The following is a 22214-nucleotide window of genomic DNA, read 5'->3' on the forward strand; positions in this document are numbered from 1 at the left end:
GACGCCACCCACCCGGTGGCGTTTTCACATAATAAGGAACAGGCCATGCGCGCACTGGCTGCACTGAGTCGCTTCGTCGGCAACACCTTCGCCTATTGGGTACTGATCTTCGCGGTGCTGGCGTTCTTCCAGCCAACCTGGTTCATCGGCCTCAAGGGCGCCATCGTGCCCCTGCTGGGACTGGTGATGTTCGGCATGGGCCTGACCCTGAAGCTCGAAGACTTCGCCGAAGTCGCCCGCCACCCCTGGCGCGTGGCCCTGGGTGTGGTGGCGCACTTCGTGATCATGCCTGGCGTGGCCTGGGCACTCTGCCAGGGATTTCACCTGCCGCCCGAGATTGCCGTAGGCGTGATCCTGGTCGGCTGTTGCCCAAGTGGCACCGCCTCCAACGTCATGACCTGGCTAGCCCGCGGTGATCTGGCGTTGTCGGTCGCCATCGCTGCCGTGACCACCCTGCTCGCACCATTGCTGACGCCAGCCTTGATCTGGCTGCTGGCTTCGGCCTGGCTGCCGGTGTCCTTCATGGAGCTGTTCTGGTCGATCCTGCAAGTGGTGCTGCTGCCGATCGTGCTTGGCGTGCTAGCCCAACGCCTGCTGGGCCAACGGGTTAGACATGCCGTTGACGTACTGCCGCTGGTGTCGGTGCTGAGCATCGTCATCATCGTCGCCGCGGTGGTGGCTGCCAGCCAGGCGAAGATTGCCGAATCCGGCCTGCTGATCATGGCCGTGGTAATGCTGCACAACAGCTTCGGCTTCCTGCTGGGCTATGTCACCGGTCGCGTGTTCAAACTGCCACTGGCCCAGCGCAAGTCCCTGGCCCTGGAGGTTGGCATGCAGAACTCGGGGCTGGGCGCAGCCCTGGCCAGCGCCCACTTCTCCCCCCTGGCGGCGGTTCCCAGCGCCCTGTTCAGCGTCTGGCACAACATTTCCGGGGCATTGCTCGCGACCTGTTTTCGCCGGATGGCCGAGCCTGCCCCTGAGAAGCCCGAGAAGTAAGGCTGCCTCCTGAAAAAACCGATCGCCCCACTCGGCACGGGCCGTATACTGCCCAACGCGAGGACGACCTCGCGGCTCGTGTCGAGTCATGAATTCCTGGGGACGACCCCATCCATCCATGAGGTCAATATGTCCTGGATCATCCTGTTTTTCGCCGGCCTGTTCGAAGTAGGCTGGGCAGTGGGCTTGAAGTACACCGATGGCTTCAGCCGCCCGCTCCCCACCGCCCTGACCATCATCGCCATGGCTATCAGCCTGGGCTTGCTGGGCCTGGCCATGAAGGAGCTGCCACTGGGCACCGCCTATGCCATCTGGACCGGAGTCGGTGCCGTCGGCACGGTGATCGCCGGCATCATCCTGTTTGGCGAGTCCATGGCCCTGGTCCGCCTGGCCAGCGTGGCGCTGATCATCGCAGGCCTGGTGGGCTTGAAAGTCAGCGCCGCCTGACAGCCCGGCAAGCAGGAATGAAAACGCCCGCATCATTGCGGGCGTTCTTGTATCCGTCCCCTGGCTAGCGGCGCGTACCGCGCAATGCCCCTACCATGACCTGCAATTGTGCAGGCTCGGCAGCTTCCACAGCCACCGAAGGCCCCGCCACCAGGGTGACCCGCGACCAGAACCGATGGAAGAAACCCTTGTTCGGATCGCGGCTGAAAAAACTGCCCCACAAGCCTTGCAAGGCCAGCGGAATCACCGGTACCGGGGTTTCCTCGAGAATCCGTGTCAGGCCGCCCTTGAACTCGTTGATCTCACCATCGGCGGTCAGCTTGCCCTCAGGGAAGATGCACACCAGCTCGCCATCGCGTAGGTAATCGGCAATCTTCTTGAACGCCTTTTCATAGATCTCCATATCTTCATGGCGACCTGCAATGGGAATAGTCCCGGCGGTACGGAAAATGAAGTTCAATACCGGCAGGTTGTAGATCTTGTAGTACATCACGAAGCGAATCGGCCGACGTACCGCGCCGCCAATCAACAAGGCATCGACGAAGGACACATGGTTGCAGACCAGCAATGCCGCCCCTTCATCGGGAATCTGCTCCAGGTTGCGATGCTCCACACGGTACATGGAATGGCTGAGCAGCCAGATCATGAAACGCATGCTGAACTCGGGAACCACTTTGAAGATGTAGACGTTGACCGCGATATTGAGCAGCGACACCACCAGGAACAGGTGCGGAATGCTCAGCTTGGCCATGCTCAGCAGCACGATGGAGACAATCGCCGAGACCACCATGAACAGCGCATTGAGAATGTTGTTGGCTGCGATGACCCGGGCCCGCTCGTGCTCCGGGGTCCGCGACTGGATCAGGGCATACAGCGGCACGATGTAGAAACCACCGAAAATCCCCAGGCCCAACACATCCAGCAACACCCACCAGGCATGGGAGAAGCCCAGCACTTCGACCCAGCCGTGACCGGTAGCACTCTCAGGAATACCGCCGGAGTGCCACCACAGAAGCAAGCCGAATATCGTGAGCCCCAGCGAACCGAAGGGCACCAGACCGATCTCCACCTTGCGTCCCGAAAGCTTCTCGCACAGCATCGAACCCACGGCGATGCCCACCGAGAACACGGTAAGAATCAGTGTCACAACCGTTTCGTCGCCGTGCATCCACTCCTTGGCGTAAGCCGGGATCTGCGTCAGGTAGATCGCCCCGACGAACCAGAACCAGGAGTTGCCGACAATCGAGCGCGAAACGGCCGGAGTCTGCCCCAAGCCCAGGCGCAGGGTGGCCCATGACTGGCTGAAAATGTTCCAGTTCAGGCGCATTTGCGGAGCGGCCGCAGCTGCCCGGGGAATTGCCCGGCTGGCCAGATAACCCAGCACCGCGACCCCGATGATGGCACCCGAGACAATCGGGGCGTAATGCGTGGAGGACATCATGATCCCCGCGCCGATGGTGCCCGCAAGGATCGCCAGGAAGGTGCCCATTTCCACCAGGCCGTTCCCGCCTACCAGCTCTTCCTCATGCAACGCCTGGGGCAGGATCGAGTACTTCACCGGGCCGAACAGCGCCGAATGAGTGCCCATGGCAAACAGCGCCAGTAGCATCAGCGACAAGTGATCGAAGACAAAACCCACCGCCCCCACCGCCATGATCACGATTTCCCCCAGCTTGATCAGGCGGATCAGCGCATCCTTGGCGAACTTCTCGCCGAACTGCCCGGCCAGAGCCGAGAACAGAAAGAACGGCAGGATGAACAGCAAGGCACAGAGGTTGACCCAGATCGATCGGTCCCCCTCGATGCTCAGCTTGTAGAGAATGGCCAGGATCAACGACTGCTTGAAGATGTTGTCGTTGAAGGCGCCAAGGGACTGCGTGATGAAAAACGGCAGGAACCGCCGCTTGCGAAGCAAGGTGAACTGCGAGGGGTGACTCATCTTCCGTGTTCCTGAGTGGCGAGGATACTGTTATTGGAATGCCGAACATCGATCCAGGCCACACCTTACCTGTCTTTACCGATTATTTGTGCAAGCCGGCAATGCACGGCGAAACAAACAGCTCTCCTTTATAGGCGCCCTGCACCGTGCGCTTGGCCACGATCAGCCACATCACGGCCAGGGCCGCCACCAACACGCCGCCCATCACACTGAAGAACCCCAGGTGCAGGGTGCTACCCAACTTGAGGGTCGCCAGCGAATACACCCCCAAGGGGAATGTGAACCCCCACCAGCCAAGGTTGAAGGGGATGCCCTCACGCAGATAGCGCCGGGTGATCAGCAAGGCCATCAACATCCACCACAGACCGAAGCCCCAGAGGGTCAAGCCGGCCACCAACCCCAGGCCAGCGGCGATTTCGCCAATGCCCGCAAGGTTATTGGCGGCGAAGATCGCCGGTGCATCGCCACCCAGTACCAGCATGCCCAATGCACCGGTACCGATCGGCCCCAGGGCCAGCCAACTCGAAGCCGCCATGCTTTCATGGGGCAATTTGTGCAAGGCCATGCGCAGCAGGAGAATCGTCAGGATGCTGAACGCCACAGGCAACGAAAACGCCCACAACACGTAGCTGGTACTGAGCATCACCAACTGGGCATGGGCATCTTGCAAGTGAGGGGCCAGCAGGCCGCCGCTGGCCGCGGCCACTTCGGCAGCGACCACTGGCAACAGCCAGACAGCGGTCATCTGGTCGATGCTGTGTTCCTGGCGGGTAAACATCATGTAGGGAATCAACACACCGCAGGCCAGGGACATGGCCACATCCAGCCACCACAACACCTGCGCCGGCATCAGCACCGCCTCCCCCCAATGAGGCAAGCCAAACAGCAACAGGCCGTTGATGATAGTGGCCAGCCCCATGGGGATGGTGCCGAAGAACATCGAGACGGTGGAATGCCCAAAGATCCGTCGCGCCTCATCGAAGAACATCACCCAGCGCGCGGTGTACAGCGCGGTAAACAGCAGGAACAGAACGATGGTCAGCCACCAGAACCCTTCGGCCACCAAGCGCAGCCCAGGAACTTCGGCAGGCCATTGGGCCAACGCCAGGGCCAGGACGCCAGTCCCCATGGTGGCGGCGAACCAATTGGGCGTGAACTGGCGAATAGCTTCGCGCGGATGGGGTAGATGACTCAGGGGCCGGCGGCCGGCTTTGACGCTTTGGGTGCATGGCATGTTAGGGGTCTCCTGTCCTCTGAAGAGGTTGGAGCCCATGGTAGAACCTAATCGAATATCTATATAACGGGTAATTTCTCTACCTGTTATCTATTTTATAGATATACGCTCAAATACTGCCCTCACACTCGATGACCAGCACCCGGGCGACACCCAGGGGATGGGCCACATGCTCGGTCCCCATAGAGGCATGGAAGATATCGCCCACCTCAAGCAACACTGTCTGTTCGAGCCCGGCGTGGCGATAGTGCATTCGCACCCGACCGTTCAACACGACGAACACCTCTTCCCCCTCGTTGATGTGCCATCGATAAGGCTGGTCGGTCCAGTGCAAGCGCGTGCCAATGCCATTCATGCTGGCAATATCCAGGGCCGCCCAGGCGCGCTCGCCGACAAAGTCGGCACTGCGAATGACCTTCATGAGCGCCCCCGCGTGCAGGCGTCGGAACACTGTCCGGGGCAATGCAAAAAGGCAACGGTCCAGGCCACGGCGGGCTCCTTGAGTACGGGAAACGAAGCCCCATCCTGAGCGGCCGAGCCCTGATAAAGAAGTGGCCCGATGGCCACGCTTCGATAGAATCAGGCCAACTTTTCCAAACGCCTACGACATGAACAATCCAATCCGCATCGCGGTGATCGCCTTCGATGGCATCAGCCCATTTCACCTCTCGGTACCGCTGCTGGTGTTCGATGAACAGGACCGGGGACTCGGGCTGCCAGGTTTCCAGGTGCGCGTCTGCGCGTTTGAAAACCCGCCGCTGCGCACTTCGGCCGGTTTCGATATCACCGCCCATCATGATTTGGACGAACTGCACACGGCCGACGTGATTGTCATGCCCTCCTGGCGCGATAGCCTTGAGCGACCACCACAGGTGTTGCTCGACGCCCTGCTCCAGGCCCATCGACGAGGAGCCCGCCTGGTGGGGTTGTGCCTGGGGGCCTTCGTCCTGGCGGAGACCGGACTGCTGGACGGTCACCCGGCAACCACCCACTGGCGCTGGGCGCAGACCTTTGCTGAAAGATTCCCCCAGGTCGCCCTGGATGCCGATGTGCTGTATGCCGAAGCCGGCAACCTGCTGACGTCCGCTGGTACCGTCGCCGGCCTGGACTGCTGCCTCCACCTGCTGAAACAGCTGTGCGGCGCACAAAACACCCACAAGCTGGCCAGGCACTTGGTGATTGCCCCGCATCGCTCCGGTGGCCAGGCCCAGTTCATCGAACGCGCCATGCCCAAGGGCGGCGAGCGGGACCGCATGGGACTGTTACTGCAATGGCTGGAACGGCACTTTACCGAAGATCACTCGCTGGATGCCCTGGCAGAACGGGCTGCCATGAGCCGACGTTCGTTTACCCGGCACTTTCGCCAACTGACGGGCACCACTGTCGGCCAGTGGTTGATCAGGCAACGCCTGAATCATGCCCAGCGCCTGCTGGAAACCAGCCAGCAGAGTATCGAGGCCATCGCCCTGGCTTCGGGTTTTGCCAGCGCCCTGTCGATGCGCCAGCACTTCACCGGTGTCTTGCTGCTTTCTCCTTCGGCCTACCGGGCGCAATTCCGCCGTCCGTGAAGTGCCCGGTTCAAAGCCCCGGTTCACCAGCCACCACCGGACGCTGGCGCATCAGGGCCAGCAGGGCGCCCAGGGACAGGAGAATCAGCACTGCACCATAACCATCGGTGGTAGCCACCAGGCCGAAGTTGCGAGCCAATCCTCCAGCCAGCAATGCCGGCAGGCAGAACGCCAGGTAGCTCAGGACATAGAACGCCGACAACAGCCCGGCCCGCTCGTGGGGCAAGGCCAGGGGCACCACACTGCGCAACGCCCCCAGGAAACCGCCACCGAAACCGCTGCCCAGCACCAGGGTGCCAAAGAAAAACAGCAGCAGGCTGGCACTGTGCACCGCAGCCAGGATCAGCGCCACGCCCAGGGCCAACAATCCGGCCCCCAGGCGCAGGACCCCGTCGGGCCGCCGCTCGCGCAGGGAATAGATCATCACTGCTCCGCTGAGCGTCAGCACAGCGACCAAGCCGCCGCCGATCAGGTTCGAGGTGAAGCCAGTGGCAGCCCGTACCAGGGACGGCGCCAGGGATAGATAGAAACCACCCACTGCCCAGACCGCCACATCCACCGGCAGTGCCAGCCATAGCGCACGCCGTGCCTGCACAGGCACATGCAGGGTCGGACGCAGCGAGGCCCAGGCCCCCGGTTGCGCACTGACGCTTTCCGGCAGGCGCCAGATATACAAGGCCTGGAGCACGAACAAACCGAGCAGCAGCCAATAACTCAATTGCAGCGGCAACGGCGCGAACTCCACCAGCAAACTGGCCCCCATGGCCCCGCAGGCCATGCCCAGTAGCGGTGCGATGCTGTTGACCAGCGGCCCCTGCTCTCGATCGGTATCCAGCAGCGCGGCCCCCAGGGCACTGGTGGCCATGCCGGTCGCGAAGCCTTGGACCATGCGGGCAGCGATCAGCCAGTGCACGCTGCTTTCATTGATAAACAGCAGCATGGCCAGGATATTGAGCAACAGGCCGGTAAAAATCACCGGGCGACGTCCCAGGTAATCCGACAACGAACCGACCGTCAGCAACGCTGCCAGCAGGCACATGGCGTAGACGCCGAACACCAGCGTCAGCATCGCCGCAGAAAAATGCAGATTTTGCTGGTACAGGTGGTACAAGGGGGTCGGCACGCTGGAGGCGGCCAGGAAACCGAGCAAAGTCACAGCCAGGAACAGCAGGCTGCAACGGTTGGACACGCGAGTGTCGATAGCACCAGGCATAGGGCACGCTCCACTAAAGCTAATATTTTGCTTTTGCGGAGTGTGCTACTGTCAGGCGCTTAAAGCAAATTCTTTGTGTTAAGGTTCGACCCCATGGCTATTAAAGAAGGTTTACGCCCAGGCGGTCGCAGCGCCCGGGTCCAGGAATCCATCCATCGAGCAGTGCGCGAGCTTCTTGAAGAACAGGAACGCTCAACGCTGACCGTCCCGCTGATCGCCACTCGCGCCGGCGTCACCCCCTCGACCATCTACCGGCGCTGGGGCGACCTGGCGACCTTGCTCGCCGACGTCGCCCTGGCCCACATGCGCCCGGACAGCGAACCGGCCAACACCGGCAACCTGCGCGGCGACCTGCTGGCCTGGGCCGAACAATACCTGGACGAGATGAGCTCCGAGCCCGGGCGCAACATGATGCGTGACGTCCAATGCAGCGCCACCCCAGGTTATTGCGCGACCATCCTCAGTGGCCAGTTGCGGATCATCCTCGACCGTTATCGGAGCAGCTCCGCCCCCTTGCCGGACGTGGACCGACTGCTGAACCTGGTCGTGGCGCCCACGGTGTTTCGCATCCTGTTCGCCGCCGCCCCCCTCAAGGTCGAGGAACTCCACGAACTGGTCGACATCGCCCTGCTACCGGCGCCCGAGCCCCACTCCCGGACAAACTGAAGCGCCCCTGCGACATCAGGCCGCGCCGATACCATGGTCGACACTGACGAGGACCCGACATCGTGCCAGACTGTCTGGCCGGGATGATGTGCCCGGTGTTTTCGTTCCGGAGTTCCCATGTCGTTGTCCAGCGGGCTGATTGCCGCCGTTGCCCTGGCCTATATGGCCATCATGTTCGCCATCGCCTTCTATGGCGATCGGCGCAGTGCGCCCCTTCCACCACGCGTACGGGCCTGGGTATATAGCCTTTCACTGGCGGTCTATTGCACCAGCTGGACCTTCTTTGGCGCCGTGGGCCAGGCCACCGAGCAACTCTGGGCCTTCCTGCCGATCTACCTGGGGCCGATCCTGCTGCTGGTCTTCGCACCCTGGGTGCTGCAGAAGATGGTGATGATCAGCAAGCAGGAGAACATCACCTCGATCGCCGACTTCATCGCCGCACGCTATGGCAAATCCCAGTCCCTGGCGGTAGTTGTCGCGCTGATCTGCCTGGTGGGCGTACTGCCCTACATCGCCCTGCAGCTCAAGGGCATCGTGCTCGGGGTCAACCTGCTGATCGGCGCCGGGGCCGACACCATGGGCACGCGGGCCCAGGACACGGCGCTGATCGTGTCGCTGATCCTGGCCCTGTTCACTATCGTCTTCGGCACCCGCAACCTGGACGCCACCGAACACCACCGGGGCATGGTGCTGGCGATTGCCTTCGAGTCCCTGGTCAAGCTGTTTGCCTTCCTCGCCGTTGGGGTCTTCGTGACCTTCGGCCTGTACGACGGCTTCGACGACCTGTTCAACCAGGCCATGCTGGCGCCGCGCCTGGAGCAGTACTGGGAAGAAACCATCAACTGGCCATCGATGGTGGTGCAGACCGGGGTGGCGATGATGGCGATCATCTGCCTGCCCCGCCAGTTCCACGTCACCGTGGTGGAAAACATCGAACCCCAGGACCTGCGCCTGGCCAAGTGGGTGTTCCCGGCCTATCTGGCCCTGGCTGCGCTGTTCGTGGTGCCCATCGCCCTGGCCGGGCAGATGCTCCTGCCCAGCAGCGTGCTGCCGGACTCCTTCGTCATCAGCCTGCCCCTGGCCCAGGCCCATCCAGCCCTGGCCCTGCTGGCCTTCATCGGTGGTGCATCAGCCGCCACCGGCATGGTGATCGTCGCCAGCGTGGCGCTCTCGACCATGGTCTCCAATGACATGCTGCTGCCCTGGCTGCTGCGGCACAAGAACGCCGAACGCCCTTTCGAGGTGTTCCGCCACTGGATGCTCTCGGTGCGCCGGGTGAGCATCGTCGCCATCCTGCTGCTGGCTTATGTCAGCTATCGCTTGCTCGGCTCCACCGCCAGCCTGGCCACCATCGGCCAGATCGCCTTCGCCGCGGTGACCCAGCTGGCGCCGGCCATGGTCGGCGCGCTGTACTGGAAACAGGCCAACCGTCGCGGTGTGTTCGCCGGCCTCGCCGCGGGTACCTTCATCTGGTTCTATACCCTGGTACTGCCCATCGCCGCCCATAGCCTGGGCTGGTCCCTGAGCAGCTTCCCGGGGCTGGCCTGGCTGCACGGCAACCCCCTGAACCTGCCGATCACGCCGCTGACCCAGGGCGTGGTGCTGTCCCTGGCAGGCAACTTCACCCTGTTCGCCTGGGTTTCGGTACTGTCGCGCACCCGGGTTTCGGAGCATTGGCAGGCTGGGCGCTTCATCGGCCAGGAAATCAGCAGCCGCCTGAGCTCTCGCTCGATGCTGGCCGTCCAGATCGATGACCTGCTGAAACTGGCCGCGCGTTTTGTCGGTGAGGAGCGCGCCCGACAGAGCTTCATTCGCTTCGCCTACCGCCAAGGCAAGGGCTTCAACCCCAACCAGAATGCCGACGGTGAGTGGATCGCCCATACCGAGCGCCTGCTGGCTGGTGTATTGGGCGCTTCTTCGACCCGGGCAGTGGTCAAGGCCGCCATCGAGGGGCGGGACATGCAGCTCGAGGACGTGGTGCGTATCGCCGACGAAGCCTCCGAGGTCCTGCAGTTCAACCGCGCCCTGCTGCAAGGGGCGATCGAGAACATCACCCAGGGCATCAGCGTGGTGGACCAATCCCTGAAGCTGGTGGCCTGGAATCGTCGCTACCTCGAACTGTTCAATTATCCCGAAGGCCTGATCAGCGTCGGCCGGCCGATCGCCGACATCATTCGCCACAATGCCGAGCGAGGCCTGTGCGGGCCCGGCGAAGCGGAGGTCCATGTGGCCCGACGCCTGCACTGGATGCGCCAGGGACGGGCCCACACGTCGGAGCGACTGTTCCCCAACGGCCGGGTGATCGAACTGATCGGCAACCCAATGCCCGGTGGCGGCTTCGTCATGAGCTTCACCGACATCACCCCGTTTCGCGAAGCCGAGCAGGCCCTGACCGAAGCCAACGAAGGCCTGGAGCAAAGGGTGGCGGAGCGCACCCATGAGCTGTCGCAACTCAATGCCGCGCTGATCGAGGCCAAGGGCACCGCAGAGATGGCCAACCAGTCCAAGACACGATTCCTGGCTGCCGTCAGCCATGACCTGATGCAACCATTGAACGCCGCGCGGCTGTTTTCCGCAGCGCTTTCACATCAGGAAGACGGCTTGTCCGCCGAGGCCCAGCAACTGGTCCAGCACCTGGACAGCTCGCTACGCTCGGCCGAGGACCTGATCAGCGACCTGCTGGATATCTCGCGCCTGGAAAACGGCAAGATCACCCCGGATCGCAAGCCTTTTGTCCTCAATGAGCTGTTCGACACCCTGGGCGCAGAATTCAAGGCACTGGCCCAGGAACAAGGGCTGCAATTCCGCCTGCGCGGCAGCCACCTGCGTATCGACAGCGACAGCAAGCTGCTGCGCCGGGTCCTGCAGAACTTCCTGACCAATGCCTTCCGCTACGCCAAGGGCCCCGTGCTCCTGGGGGCCCGTCGTCGGGGCGACTCGCTGAGCCTTGAGGTATGGGATCGGGGTCCGGGAATTCCCCTGGACAAGCAGCAGGTGATCTTCGAGGAATTCAAGCGCCTGGACAGCCACCAGACCCGCGCCGAAAAAGGCCTGGGCCTGGGCCTGGCCATCGCCGATGGCTTGTGCCGGGTACTTGGCCACCCCCTGCAAGTCCGCTCATGGCCTGGCAAGGGCAGCGTATTCAGCGTCAGCGTGCCCCTGGCCCGCAGCAACGCGATCGCCCCCGGAAAGGCCACGGAGCTCAACGGACAGTCGCTCAATGGAGGACAAGTACTCTGCGTGGATAATGAAGACAGCATCCTGATCGGCATGAACAGCCTGCTCAGCCGCTGGGGATGCCAAGTCTGGACGGCACGCAATCGCGATGAATGCGCCGCGCTACTCAAGGAAGGCATCAGGCCGCAACTGGCCCTGGTGGATTACCACCTGGACAACGGCGAGACCGGCACCGATGTCATGGCGTGGCTGCGTACCCAGTTGGGTGAGCCGGTGCCCGGGGTGGTGATCAGCGCCGACGGGCGCCCGGAGATGGTCGCCCAAGTACACGCCGCCGGCTTGGACTACCTGGCCAAACCGGTGAAACCAGCCGCATTGCGCGCCTTGCTCAGCCGGCATCTACCCTTGGGGTGAGGAGCGAGCTACTCCGGCAGCTCCAGCTCCTGCCCATCGACATCGGTCATCGCCCGCTCCAGCAAGTCCGCCGGCAGGCTCTTGCTGGCACGGGCGCCTAGCAGCTTGAGCTGCTCGCTACGACTGATCAGGTTGCCGCGCCCCTCGGTCAGTTTGTTACGCGCGGCGGCATAAGCCTTGTCCAACTGCTGCAGGCGATTGCCGACTTCATCCAGGTCCTGGATAAACAGTACGAACTTGTCATACAGCCAACCTGCTCGCTCGGCGATCTCCCGGGCATTCTGGCTCTGGCGCTCCTGCTTCCACAGGCTGTCGATCACCCGCAGGGTAGCGAGCAAGGTCGTCGGACTGACGATCACGATATGCCGGTCGAAGGCTTCCTGGAACAGGTTCGGCTCGGCTTGCAAGGCCGCGGAGAATGCCGCTTCGATCGGTACGAACAGCAGGACGAAATCAAGGCTGTGCAAACCCTCTAGACGCTTGTAATCCTTGCCGGCCAAGCCTTTGACATGATTGCGCAGGGACAGCACATGCTGCTTCAAGGCAGCCTGGGCAACCTGCGGATCATCGCTACCGACAAACTGCTGGTAGGCGGTGAGGCTGACCTTGGAGTCCACTACCACCTGCTTGTCGCCCGGCAACAGGATCAGTACATCGGGTTGGAAACGCTCGCCATCCGGGCCTTTCAGGCTGACCTGGGTCTGGTATTCACGGCCCTTCTCCAGGCCTGCGTGCTCCAGCACCCGCTCGAGAATCAGCTCGCCCCAGTTACCCTGGGTTTTCTGCCCCTTGAGGGCACGAGTCAGGTTGGTGGCCTCATCGCTCAAGCGCAGGTTCAACTGCTGCAGGCGCTCCAGCTCCTTGGCCAGGGAAAAGCGCTCCCGGGCCTCGGCCTGGTAACTCTCCTCCACGCGTTTTTCAAAGGACTGGATACGCTCCTTGAGCGGATCCAGCAATTGCCCAAGTCGCTGTTGGCTGGTCTCGGCAAAACGCTGCTCGCGCTCATCGAAGATCTTGCCCGCCAATTCGGCGAATTGTGCCCGTAGTTCATCCCGGGAGCCTTGCAGGTCCATGAGCCGCTGCTGGTGGCTTTCCTGTTGCTCACGCAACTCGGCACTCAATGACGCGGCCTGGGCATCCAGGCGCCGCAACTCACTCTCCTTGGCCGCACGCTCCAGGCTCCAGGCATGGGCTGCGTCCCGGGCGTTATCACGCTCGATCTGCAACAACTCGACTTCCCGTCCCAGGGCGGCCATCTCTGCCTGCTTGAGGCCATTGGCCTGGCTCAGGTCGCTGACTTCATCACGACTGGCGTCCAGTTGCGCCAGCAGCCCTTCCTGGGCCATCTGGGCCGTCGCCAGCCGCTCCTCCAGGAGCGCCAGCTCAGCCTGGCTGAAACTGGCGCGACGCTGCAGTTGCCAGGCCAATGCCAGCAGCGGCAACGCGGCGCCCGCCAGGCCTAGCAGCATGCTGGTCAAGTCCATAGCCATAGCGACTCCTGCCATCAAGATAAGGAATGAAGGTTAACCAAGCAGTCAGGGGTTGGACAGATCAGTCTTCGATCCGAACCAGCTCTTGTTGAGCACGACGGTCACCAGCGCGAGCCGCCTGGCGCAACAGGTCGTGGCCGATACGCCGATCCCGCGCATTGCCACATTCGCTACACATCAACCGACCCAAACGGCTCTGGGCCACCACCACCCCTTCCCGGGCCGGCTGCTTGAGCAAACGTCCGGCGAAGTGCTTGACGCTCGAGCTATGCCCAAGGCGAGGACTATCCAACAACCACAGGGCGACACGCAGGGAGAAACGCTTGGGTTCGGTAACACTTGCAGGGGTAGCGGTAACAGAAGGTGATACTGAGCGAAACTTCATAAAGCACTGTGGGGCAGATCGAAAGGCGCGCCACTCTACTCCTTTTTTCGCCAGGGTAAAGTCAAAAAGAGCCAGCACGCCCGTCCTAGAGCAAGTGCTTGGGACAATCCACAGAAGCTGTGGATAACTCAGTGGACAACCCCTCCACAACCCTCGCGAAGCCCCATGAGACGGGCCTTCCAGTCAAACTGACGATTTTTTCACCAGTAAAAAAAAGCGATGTTTATCATTGACTTAAATTCTCGAGACAGGCTATAGGCCATGCTTCGAAGAAGGTGACAACAGGGTGACACGCTGCGCAACAAGTGTGCACAACCGCACCGCAATTAGCGTCGGTAACGCACCGTTTTCGTACACGCCAGAGCCAGTAGGGTTACACTTTCGCGCTAGACCTTGGGGGAATTTTCCTAATGCGCTTGCATTGTTTCCCTCAACTCAATAGAATGGCCGCCGTTAGTACCAAGCTGAAAGTCAATTCTGGTCGAACAAGTCCCCCGGTAGCGCTCCAAAACGAGCAGCAACCGAACCTCAAGGACCGACCATCTCGCTGGTTTCCAGGCAGATTCGCACCTAACCAGGCCCAGAAATAAAACCCAAGGCCAAGCGCGAAACACCTGCTCTGACCGAACCAACCTGCAAATTGATCAGGATCTCCACCCTGGGCCCAGAACCTTAGCCCTTGTTGTGCTGCCTGACCTCCTAAGTACCTACCTGCCAGCCTTAGCGCAACTGTAATCAAAGCGCTGCAAACTGGCTGCTTTGTTCCAGACAGGTTCTTCGCTCGACCCTTGGCGGTCGGCGTTACTGGAACGTTTTAACGTTGCACGGTTCTATAACCGTGTCATTTGTAGGAACACCTAATAATATGTCTATTCAAATCCAGACTCAGGATGCCATTCGCACCCTAACCCACGCTTTTGCACCATTGAACTGCCTGATCATGGCAACCCGCAAAGGCGGCTTTAGTTTTACCCTGGTCAACGAACACGGCATCGCTCGCCACAGCGAACGCCTGTACCCCGACCAGTACTCCAGCGCCGAGCCACTGCAAGCAGTGATCGAACGCACCCGCCAGGCCCTGGTCGCCTGATCCGGCAGTACGCCGAAACCCAAAAGCCCCGCCCTGCTGCGGGGTTTTTTATTGCCTGTGATTTATCGGTCGGCTGCAGCGATCAAAGTACTAATCGGCATAAGGCATATAACAAGAGAACGGAAATATTTTAAAAACAGTCCTTTACAGCACAGATATGACACTACACTTCAACTCAAGCGGCCCGATCCGCTTCCGGCAAACCTGATCCCCTTCATTCGCTGCCAAGCACCTTCAGGTTTCGCCGGCCAATTCAATTCTCGAGGGCCTTATGGGTATCGCCGCCAGCGAGTTGTGCCGCTATGTCATTCGCCCAACGCTGATGTACCTGGGTAGCCATAGCAAGACCGCTGAAGCCCTGTTATTGGGCATCGCCGCCAGCCAGTCCGCGCTGGGCTCGGCCCTGCACGATCGTCGCGGCCATGGCCTGTATCGCATCACCGAACCCCGCCACCGCGCCCTCTGGGACCACTACCTGGCACTGGACCCGGAACGCGCCAGCCTGGTTCGCGGGCTGGCCAGCCAGCATGCATTTCTCAGTGGCCCTCACCTGGAACTGACCGTGAACCTGCGCTATGCCACGGCCATTGCCTGGCTGCTGGTGGAAGAACAACACACCCCGCTTCCCGCTGCCGACGACCTGCTCGGCATGGCCCGTATCTGGAGAAAGACTTTTCAACCACAAGGACGCCTCAGAGATTTCGCCTACGCCTGGCAAACCTGCATTTCGCCACTGAATCAGGTCGCCTGCTGACAACCACTTTTACAAGATCAGAGAAAAAGCCTGATTTTGGTCGGATTGTCCTACAAAACCGCTCTAAATCAACTATTGCAGCCTATAGCGCCGAGACAGAAATATTGGTAGTTTTCGCCTCGGTGATCATCAGGAGTTCTAATAATGAAAAAAGTAATGCTCAAATCCACCATTGGCCTCGCCGTTGCGGTGGCATCCAGCCAGATCTTCGCAAGCGGCTTCGCCCTTAACGAACAAAGCATCAGCGGCATGGGTACCGGCTTCGCTGGCCGCTCTTCCGCTGCCGAAGATGCAAGCACCCTCTATGGCAACCCTGCCGGCATGTCCCTGCTCAAGCGCGACCAAGTAACCGTGGGCGTAGCGGCAATCGATGCCAAGACCAATATCAAGAACGTGAAAGGTGGCCCACCTGGCGGCACCAGCGATGGCGACATGGTGCCATTCACCAGCGTTCCCATGGGCTTCTACGTCAAGCAGTTGGGCGACGGCTGGGCGGTCGGCCTGGGTGCCTACGCTCCTTTCGGCCTGGTTACCAACTACGAATCTACCTCTGCCAGCCGCTACTATGGCGACAAGAGCGTAGTCAAAGTCGTGACCCTGCAGCCGACCATCAGCTATGCCTTCAACGACATGGTATCCATCGGTTTCGGCCCAACGATCAACCGCCTGAGCGGTGAGCTGACTTCAGCTACTCCATTCCCAAATCCGGCATCCTTTGGCCGTAATGATGGCAGCGTGAAGATCAAGGGTGATGACACCGCCATTGGCTACAACATCGGCATCATCGTTCAACCCACCGACACCACTCGCCTCGGCCTGACCTACCATTCCAAGGTCAAGTACGAGCTCGACGGCCATACCAATATCGCTGGCCCAGGCTTCGGTCCTTTCAATGGCAACCGCTACAAGGCCTCCCTGGATATCACTACTCCAGAAATCGTCGACTTCTCGATCACCCAGAAGCTGGACGACCAATGGACCGTCTACGCAGGTAGCACCTGGACCCGCTGGAGCCGCCTGAAAGACATCACCGTCAACAACGAAGGTGTTCCTGCGTTGCTGGGTGGCGCTCGTGGCCCAGTCGGCACTATTACCGAGCCACAGAACTGGCATGACACCTGGGCCTCGGCCATCGGTGTCTCCTACAAGCTGAACAAAGAGTGGGTACTGCGCAGCGGCCTGTCGGTCGACCAGGCACCAACCAACAACACCGATCGCTCCGTACGCATCCCGACAGGCGATCGTAAGGCCATCAGCTTCGGTGCCGGGTACAGCCCAACCGACGACCTGACCTTCGACGTGGCCGTGTCCTACCTGAAAGAAGAAGACGTCAATGTCAACCGCACCGGTAAGGGCAACGCTTACAGCGCCACTTACCAGAACAGCGCCTGGGGCTATGGCCTGGGTGCCACCTACAAGTTCTAAACCGTTGTAGGCGCTTCCTGGTTTGACAAAAAACCCCGCAAATGCGGGGTTTTTTCATGGTCAGGCAGGACCGTCAGGACCCCGACGCCAGCACCTTCTCCACGGCCTCGATGAACTCCGGGTTATCCGGCTTGGTCAGGCTGGAGAAATTGGCAATCACCCTGCCCTGGCGGTCCACCACGTACTTGTAGAAGTTCCACTTCGGCGTACTACTCTGCTCGGCCAGCGCCTTGAACAGGTGCACCGCATCTGCGCCCCTGACCTTCTGCGGCTCGGTCATGGTGAACGTCACACCATAGTTGACATAGCAAACCTTGGCGGTCTGCGCACCATCCTTGGCTTCCTGCTTGAAGTCATTGGACGGTACTCCCAGCACTTCCAGCCCTTGGTCCTTGTATCGCTGGTACAAGGCCTCAAGGCCCTTGAACTGCGGGGCGAAGCCGCAAAAGCTTGCCGTGTTGACCACCACCAGCGGCTTGCCGGCAAAGCGCTGGCACAGCTCGATGGACTCCTTGGCGTGCAGCTTGGGCAACGAACCCTGCAGCAGTGCAGGGCAATCAGCGGCCCAGGTCGAACCGACGAGAGTCACGAGCAAAGCTGGAACAGCAAACCAGCGCATGGCCATATCCGGTGTCCTTGAGTAAGCGCAAGGCACTGAAGTTACTCGCCCCTGCACACGCCTAGCAAGCGCCCATGCCCAACTGCATCAACGCCAACCCACCGCGGTGCCAACCCCACCAGGCCAGCAACAGCAGGATGGTCCCCACTCCCAGACCGATGCCCCAAGCGAGCCAGGGCCTCATGCGGCGCTGGCCTGCAAGCGCGCCACGGGACGCTCACGCACCGGCCAATTGAGGGCAGCAGCCAACAGGCTGAGCAAGACCGCCACCTGCCAGATCAGGTCGTAGCTGCCTGTGCGGTCATACACCACGCCTCCCAGCCAGCCCCCCAGGAAAGAACCCAATTGGTGGAACAGGAACACGATACCGCCAAGCATCGACAGGTTCCTGACCCCAAACAAGGTGGCCACCGTCCCGTTGGTCAAGGGCACGGTCGATAGCCAGAGAAACCCCATGGCCATGCCGAACAGGTAGGCACTGGTCTGGGTCACCGGCAGCCACAGGAACAACACGATCACCACCGCCCGCAGCAGATAGAGGGCCGTGAGCAGACGCGGCTTGGAAATCCGCCCCCCGAGCCAACCTGCGGTATAGGTCCCGAAGATGTTGAACAGGCCGATCAAGGCCAGCACCGTAGTACCTACCGTCGCTGGCAGGTGCTGGTCCACCAGGTAGGCCGGAAGATGCACACCGATAAACACCACCTGGAAGCCGCAGACGAAAAAGCCGAACGCCAGCAACCAGAACCCGGAATGAGAGCACGCCTCGCGCAGGGCTTCTGCCAAGGTTTGCTCGTGCCCTAGCACCGGTAGCGGTTTGTCCTTGAGCATGCTCACCAAGGGCACGATCAACGCAACCAGCAAGCCCAGCACCAACAATGCACTGGACCAGCCCAGCCAGCCGATCAGGCCGAGGGTTCCGGGCAACATGGCGAACTGTCCGAAAGAGCCTGCGGCACTGGCGAGCCCCATGCCCATGCTGCGCTTCTCTGGCGGCAACGCCCGACCAACCACACCAAGAATCACCGAGAACGACGTACCGGACAGGCCGATGCCGATCAACAACCCGGCACTCAGGGACAGCGACAGGGGGGAATCCGCCAACCCCATGAACAGCAACCCAACGGCATACAGCACACCACCGATGAGCACCACCTTCGCCGCCCCGAAACGGTCGGCCAGCGCCCCGGTGAAAGGCTGGGCCAGGCCCCAGATCAGGTTCTGCAAGGCGATGGCAAACGCGAAGACCTCACGCCCCCAGCCGAATTGCGCACTCATGGGTGGCAGGAACAGGCCGAAGCCATGCCTGATACCCAGCGATAAAGCCAGAATCAGTGCACTGCCAAGAAGTACCCAACTGCTGGTACGCCACGTCGATGACATTTTTATTCTCCGTTACGGGTAGCTACCCGCTTATATTCGAACGAACCCTCATCAAGCCAGTTCGTTCAGCAAGGCCAACAGGGTTTCACGCTTCTGCGCCCCCAGGCGATCGATCAGTCGCTGCTGGGCAGCCTCCCAGGCCGGCAGGGCCGCGGCCAGCCGCTCACGCCCGGCCTCGGTGAGTTGCACCAGGCGGTTGCGTTGGTCGTCACCCTCCATCAAGCGCACCAAGCCAGCAGCCTCCAGGACCCGCACGTTGCGCCCTAGCGTACTGCGATCCAGCCCCATGGCTTCAGCCAGGCTGGAAATGCTTGGCTGGTCCAGGCGCAGCAGATTATTCAGCAAGGAATACTGGGCGACGTTGATCCCGAAGCCATCGAGGGCTCCGTCATAGAACCTGCTGACGCCACGGGCGGCGCGCCGCAGGTTGGTGCACAAACATTGAGAGGGAAGCATGATGCGTGTATATACCCGCGACTGATCCAAGGCAATAATTTTCAATAAAAATACCGCAGCGCACTGTGGTTCAAAACAGAGCCACGCTCAGCAAAACCACCATTTCCAACAGCTCCAGCAAGGCCCCGGCGGTATCTCCAGTAGTCCCCCCAAGCCGCCGCAGCATCAGATGGCGCAACCAGCAGAAGGCAGCGAAAGCCATGAGCAGGGCCCACAGCCCGCTATAACCCCCTAGCAGCAGGCAGGCCAGCACGCTCAAGCCCATCACCTGCCGCCCAGCCAAACGCGGCAAATGATCAGCCAGGGCCTGCCCCAGGCCACCGGCACGCACATAAGGCGTGCATAAGAACAGCCCAAGCAAGGCGCTACGCCCGATCAGCGGTGCCAGCAGCAGGGCAAAGCCCTGCTGCCGTTCGATCAGGACCACCAGGGCAGTGAACTTGAGCAACAGCACCAGTACCAGGGTCACTACGGCAATCGGCCCGCTGCGAGGGTCCTTCATGATGCTCAGGGTACGCTCGCGATCACCAAAACCACCCAGCCAGGCATCGGCACTGTCCGCCAACCCATCCAGATGCAAGCCACCACTGAGCAAGACCCAGGCCGCCAGGAGCAGGGCCGCCTGCAGCAATACCGGGACTCCACCGAGCAAGGCACTCAACGCCCATAGCAAGACCCCGAAGAGCAACCCCACCAGCGGATAGCACAACAGGGAGCGCCCCAGCTCCTTAGGCTGCGGCATGCCTGGCAGGCGGATCGGCAGGCTGCTGAGGAACTGCAAGGCAATCCAGAACGGCAGCATCTCAGCCCTCCTCGCTCAAGCAGCCGGCCGCCATCACCTTCAGGCTGAAAAAGGCGCCATGGCTCACTTCGACATTCAACAGCTGTTCACGAGGTAGCCCACGCGCCCTCGCCAACAGCAGGCGTATCACGCCGCCATGGCTGACCAGCAGTACACGTCGACCGGCGTGAGCCAGGTAAAGGCGGTCGATCGCCGCCAGCACCCGCTGCGAGAAACGCTCCACCGGCTCACCTTCAGGCGGGGTGAAAGCATAGGGATCGGACCAGAAGCGCCCCAGCGCCTCGGCATCGGTCTGCATCAGGGATGCCGCACTGCACCCCTCCCAGGCACCAAAATGCAGCTCTTGCAGGTCCGGTTCCAGGACCAGCGGCAATTGCAGACGCTCGGTCAATTGCTCGGCAAACCGAGCACAACGCTGCAAAGGCGAACTGACCACCAAATCCCATTCACCGCGCCCCTGGAGTCCATCGTGCATCTGCTGCCAGCCATGGCTGGTCAGCGCATCGTCCAGGCTGCCACGCAAGCCACCTCCCGACTCGGTCTCGCCGTGGCGCAACAGATCCAGGTGCAGGATCATGCCGGGCGGTCTGCCACGGCAGCCTCGGCAAAGGTCGCCATCTGCCCATGCAGGTCGCAAGCCAGGCGCAACAAAGGTACCGCCAGTGCCGCACCACTGCCCTCGCCCAGGCGCAGCCCCAGGTCCAGCAAGGGGTCGGCCTCCAGGACCTGCAACACATGGCGATGCCCCGGCTCGGCGCCCTGATGGGCGAACAGCAACCAGGGTCGGCAGGCCGGATTCAGGCGCACAGCCACCAACGCGGCAACGCTGCAGATAAAACCATCAACCAGCACCGCGATACCCTCCTGGGCACAAGCCAGATAGGCCCCCGCCAACGCCGCGATTTCAAAGCCGCCCAGGCTGAACAATGCGTACAAGGGGTCGTTGCAAGCCTGCGGATGCAGCGCCAGGGCACGCTCGATGACCTGGGCCTTATGGCTGACCCCAGCGGCGTTCAAGCCAGTACCGGGACCAGCCAGTTGCGCAGCCGGAATGCCCAGCAAGGCGCAGGCGATGGCGCTGGCGGCCGTGGTGTTGCCAATGCCCATTTCCCCACCAATGAACAACTGGGCGCCCTGTTCGCGAGCACGCAGCGCGCTGTCGCGACCAGCCTGCAGTGCCTGCTCGCCCTGGGCAGGAGTCATGGCCGGGCCCATGAGGAAGTTCGCCGTACCCGACCCCAGGTTCAGGTGACGCACCCCGGCCAGCTCCAGGCTGGGATTAATAGTCCCGAGGTCCACCACTTCCAGCTGCGCCCTCAATTGACGGGCCAGCACACTGATAGCCGCGCCGCCACTGACAAAGTTCAGCAGCATCTGCCCGGTGACTTCCTGCGGATAGGCAGAAACACCTTCAGCCACCACCCCGTGATCACCGGCGAAAATCGCAATCCACAGCTGCTCGAGGCTCGGCTTGAGCTGCCCCTGCAGCCCCGCCAGGCGCACAGCCAGTGGCTCCAGTTGGCCCAACGAGCCGGCCGGCTTGGTCAGTTGCTGCTGACGCGCCAGCGCCTGCTCGACCACTTGGGCATCGATCGCTTTGCACGGATTCTGCCACCAGGAATTACTCATAACGCGGGTCCTTTCAAAGTCAGGGGCAGGCCGGCGACAGTCAGCACCACACGCTGACAACGCTCGGCCAGAGCTTGATGCAGCCAACCGGCTTCATCCACGTAGCGGCGAGTCAACTCGCCCAGCGGCACGACACCCATCCCGGTCTCGTTGCTGACAAAAATGATGCTGCCCGGCAGTGTCGCCACACACTGCAGCAGGGCGTCGCGCTCGGCGACCAGGCGTGCCTGGTCTTCGAGCATCAGCAGGTTGGTCAGCCACAGGGTCAGGCAATCCACCAACAGGCAATGCCCTTCGGCAGCGGCCTGCTGCAGCGCCCGAGCCAACTCCAGCGGCTCCTCGATCAGCCCCCAATGTGCCGGACGCCGCTCGCGGTGATGGACGATGCGCTGATTCATCTCGCCATCCAGTGGCTGGCTGGTGGCGATGTAAGTCACCGCCAGGGCGCTGTCATCGGCCAGCTTTTCAGCCAGGCGACTCTTGCCGGAGCGGGCACCGCCGAGGATCAGTTGCAACATGCTTGGGCA

General features: G+C 61.6%; 22 protein-coding genes. 8 read left to right on the forward strand and 14 right to left on the reverse strand.

From position 1 onward, the window contains the following. Positions 1 to 45 precede the first annotated feature (45 nt). Complete coding sequence (locus C4K39_RS31290; RefSeq protein WP_068587435.1) at positions 46 to 996, forward strand: bile acid:sodium symporter family protein; 951 nt, start codon at positions 46 to 48, stop codon at positions 994 to 996. A 129-nt stretch (positions 997 to 1125) separates the two neighbouring features. Next, positions 1126 to 1443 (forward strand): quaternary ammonium compound efflux SMR transporter SugE, encoded by a 318-nt coding sequence (sugE, locus tag C4K39_RS31295; protein ID WP_068587437.1) that lies wholly within the window; start codon positions 1126 to 1128, stop codon positions 1441 to 1443. A gap of 64 nt (positions 1444 to 1507) precedes the next feature. Here the strand turns inward: sugE and C4K39_RS31300 are convergent, their stop codons facing one another. From C4K39_RS31300 to C4K39_RS31310, 3 genes are all read right to left on the reverse strand, one after another. Beyond that, positions 1508 to 3382, reverse strand: a complete 1875-nt coding sequence (locus C4K39_RS31300; RefSeq protein ID WP_124348289.1) for an MFS transporter — start codon at positions 3380 to 3382, stop codon at positions 1508 to 1510. A gap of 82 nt (positions 3383 to 3464) precedes the next feature. Continuing rightward, positions 3465 to 4616 carry a TDT family transporter gene (locus C4K39_RS31305; protein ID WP_068587441.1) on the reverse strand — a complete coding sequence of 384 codons (1152 nt, stop codon included), beginning with the start codon at positions 4614 to 4616 and terminating at the stop codon, positions 3465 to 3467. A gap of 109 nt (positions 4617 to 4725) precedes the next feature. Next, positions 4726 to 5037: a cupin gene (locus C4K39_RS31310; protein ID WP_068587443.1), complete on the reverse strand. Its 312-nt coding sequence runs from the start codon at positions 5035 to 5037 to the stop codon at positions 4726 to 4728. A 187-nt stretch (positions 5038 to 5224) separates the two neighbouring features. Between C4K39_RS31310 and C4K39_RS31315 the strand changes: the two genes are divergently transcribed. Continuing rightward, on the forward strand, positions 5225 to 6184 hold the full coding sequence (locus C4K39_RS31315) for a GlxA family transcriptional regulator (protein ID WP_124348290.1): 960 nt from the start codon (positions 5225 to 5227) through the stop codon (positions 6182 to 6184). A 10-nt stretch (positions 6185 to 6194) separates the two neighbouring features. Here the strand turns inward: C4K39_RS31315 and C4K39_RS31320 are convergent, their stop codons facing one another. Continuing rightward, the gene (locus tag C4K39_RS31320) at positions 6195 to 7397 is read right to left on the reverse strand and encodes an MFS transporter (protein WP_124348291.1); all 1203 of its coding nucleotides are present in this window, start codon (positions 7395 to 7397) and stop codon (positions 6195 to 6197) included. Between the two features lie 93 nt (positions 7398 to 7490). On the opposite strand from C4K39_RS31320, the gene C4K39_RS31325 reads away from it, so the two are divergent. Next, positions 7491 to 8063, forward strand: a complete 573-nt coding sequence (locus C4K39_RS31325) for a TetR/AcrR family transcriptional regulator (RefSeq protein ID WP_124348292.1) — start codon at positions 7491 to 7493, stop codon at positions 8061 to 8063. 117 nt (positions 8064 to 8180) lie between these two features. After that, positions 8181 to 11654: a hybrid sensor histidine kinase/response regulator gene (locus C4K39_RS31330; RefSeq protein ID WP_068587451.1), complete on the forward strand. Its 3474-nt coding sequence runs from the start codon at positions 8181 to 8183 to the stop codon at positions 11652 to 11654. 8 nt (positions 11655 to 11662) lie between these two features. Here C4K39_RS31330 and C4K39_RS31335 read toward each other — a convergent pair whose 3' ends face one another. Both C4K39_RS31335 and C4K39_RS31340 read right to left on the reverse strand, forming a co-directional pair. Continuing rightward, positions 11663 to 13000 (reverse strand): DNA recombination protein RmuC, encoded by a 1338-nt coding sequence (locus tag C4K39_RS31335; protein ID WP_176719821.1) that lies wholly within the window; start codon positions 12998 to 13000, stop codon positions 11663 to 11665. Positions 13001 to 13205: 205 nt separating this feature from the next. Continuing rightward, complete coding sequence (locus tag C4K39_RS31340; protein ID WP_083236069.1) at positions 13206 to 13529, reverse strand: SEL1-like repeat protein; 324 nt, start codon at positions 13527 to 13529, stop codon at positions 13206 to 13208. Positions 13530 to 14394: 865 nt separating this feature from the next. Here C4K39_RS31340 and C4K39_RS31345 point away from each other — a divergent pair. From C4K39_RS31345 to C4K39_RS31355, 3 genes are all read left to right on the forward strand, one after another. Continuing rightward, positions 14395 to 14619, forward strand: a complete 225-nt coding sequence (locus C4K39_RS31345; protein ID WP_068587457.1) for a hypothetical protein — start codon at positions 14395 to 14397, stop codon at positions 14617 to 14619. A 271-nt stretch (positions 14620 to 14890) separates the two neighbouring features. Then, the gene (locus C4K39_RS31350) at positions 14891 to 15373 is read left to right on the forward strand and encodes a hypothetical protein (RefSeq protein WP_068587458.1); all 483 of its coding nucleotides are present in this window, start codon (positions 14891 to 14893) and stop codon (positions 15371 to 15373) included. A gap of 144 nt (positions 15374 to 15517) precedes the next feature. After that, positions 15518 to 16798: an OmpP1/FadL family transporter gene (locus tag C4K39_RS31355; RefSeq protein ID WP_124348294.1), complete on the forward strand. Its 1281-nt coding sequence runs from the start codon at positions 15518 to 15520 to the stop codon at positions 16796 to 16798. A gap of 73 nt (positions 16799 to 16871) precedes the next feature. On the opposite strand, the gene C4K39_RS31360 is transcribed toward C4K39_RS31355, so the two are convergent. The 8 genes from C4K39_RS31360 to cobU all read right to left on the reverse strand — a co-directional run bounded on the left by C4K39_RS31360 (position 16872) and on the right by cobU (position 22205). Continuing rightward, on the reverse strand, positions 16872 to 17423 hold the full coding sequence (locus tag C4K39_RS31360; protein ID WP_124348295.1) for a glutathione peroxidase: 552 nt from the start codon (positions 17421 to 17423) through the stop codon (positions 16872 to 16874). A 55-nt stretch (positions 17424 to 17478) separates the two neighbouring features. Further along, entirely contained in the window at positions 17479 to 17601 is a 123-nt protein-coding gene (locus C4K39_RS31730) for a DUF4307 domain-containing protein (RefSeq protein ID WP_217884148.1), read from the reverse strand. Further along, a complete protein-coding gene (locus C4K39_RS31365; protein ID WP_068587464.1) occupies positions 17598 to 18800 on the reverse strand; it encodes an MFS transporter in 1203 nt (400 codons plus the stop codon). The genes C4K39_RS31730 and C4K39_RS31365 overlap by 4 nt, the downstream gene beginning before the upstream one ends. A gap of 51 nt (positions 18801 to 18851) precedes the next feature. Further along, the gene (locus C4K39_RS31370; RefSeq protein WP_068587466.1) at positions 18852 to 19256 is read right to left on the reverse strand and encodes a MarR family winged helix-turn-helix transcriptional regulator; all 405 of its coding nucleotides are present in this window, start codon (positions 19254 to 19256) and stop codon (positions 18852 to 18854) included. A gap of 70 nt (positions 19257 to 19326) precedes the next feature. After that, positions 19327 to 20058, reverse strand: coding sequence for an adenosylcobinamide-GDP ribazoletransferase (locus tag C4K39_RS31375; protein WP_124348296.1), 732 nt, complete (start codon positions 20056 to 20058; stop codon positions 19327 to 19329). A gap of 1 nt (position 20059) precedes the next feature. Then, complete coding sequence (cobC, locus tag C4K39_RS31380; protein ID WP_124348297.1) at positions 20060 to 20635, reverse strand: alpha-ribazole phosphatase family protein; 576 nt, start codon at positions 20633 to 20635, stop codon at positions 20060 to 20062. Beyond that, positions 20632 to 21687, reverse strand: coding sequence for a nicotinate-nucleotide--dimethylbenzimidazole phosphoribosyltransferase (gene cobT, locus C4K39_RS31385; RefSeq protein ID WP_124348298.1), 1056 nt, complete (start codon positions 21685 to 21687; stop codon positions 20632 to 20634). Before cobT ends, cobC begins: the two co-directional genes overlap by 4 nt. Then, positions 21684 to 22205 carry a bifunctional adenosylcobinamide kinase/adenosylcobinamide-phosphate guanylyltransferase gene (gene cobU, locus C4K39_RS31390; RefSeq protein WP_124348299.1) on the reverse strand — a complete coding sequence of 174 codons (522 nt, stop codon included), beginning with the start codon at positions 22203 to 22205 and terminating at the stop codon, positions 21684 to 21686. Before cobU ends, cobT begins: the two co-directional genes overlap by 4 nt. Positions 22206 to 22214: the final 9 nt, after the last annotated feature.

This window comes from Pseudomonas sessilinigenes (genome assembly GCF_003850565.1).
Taxonomy (GTDB): Bacteria; Pseudomonadota; Gammaproteobacteria; order Pseudomonadales; family Pseudomonadaceae; genus Aquipseudomonas; species Aquipseudomonas sessilinigenes.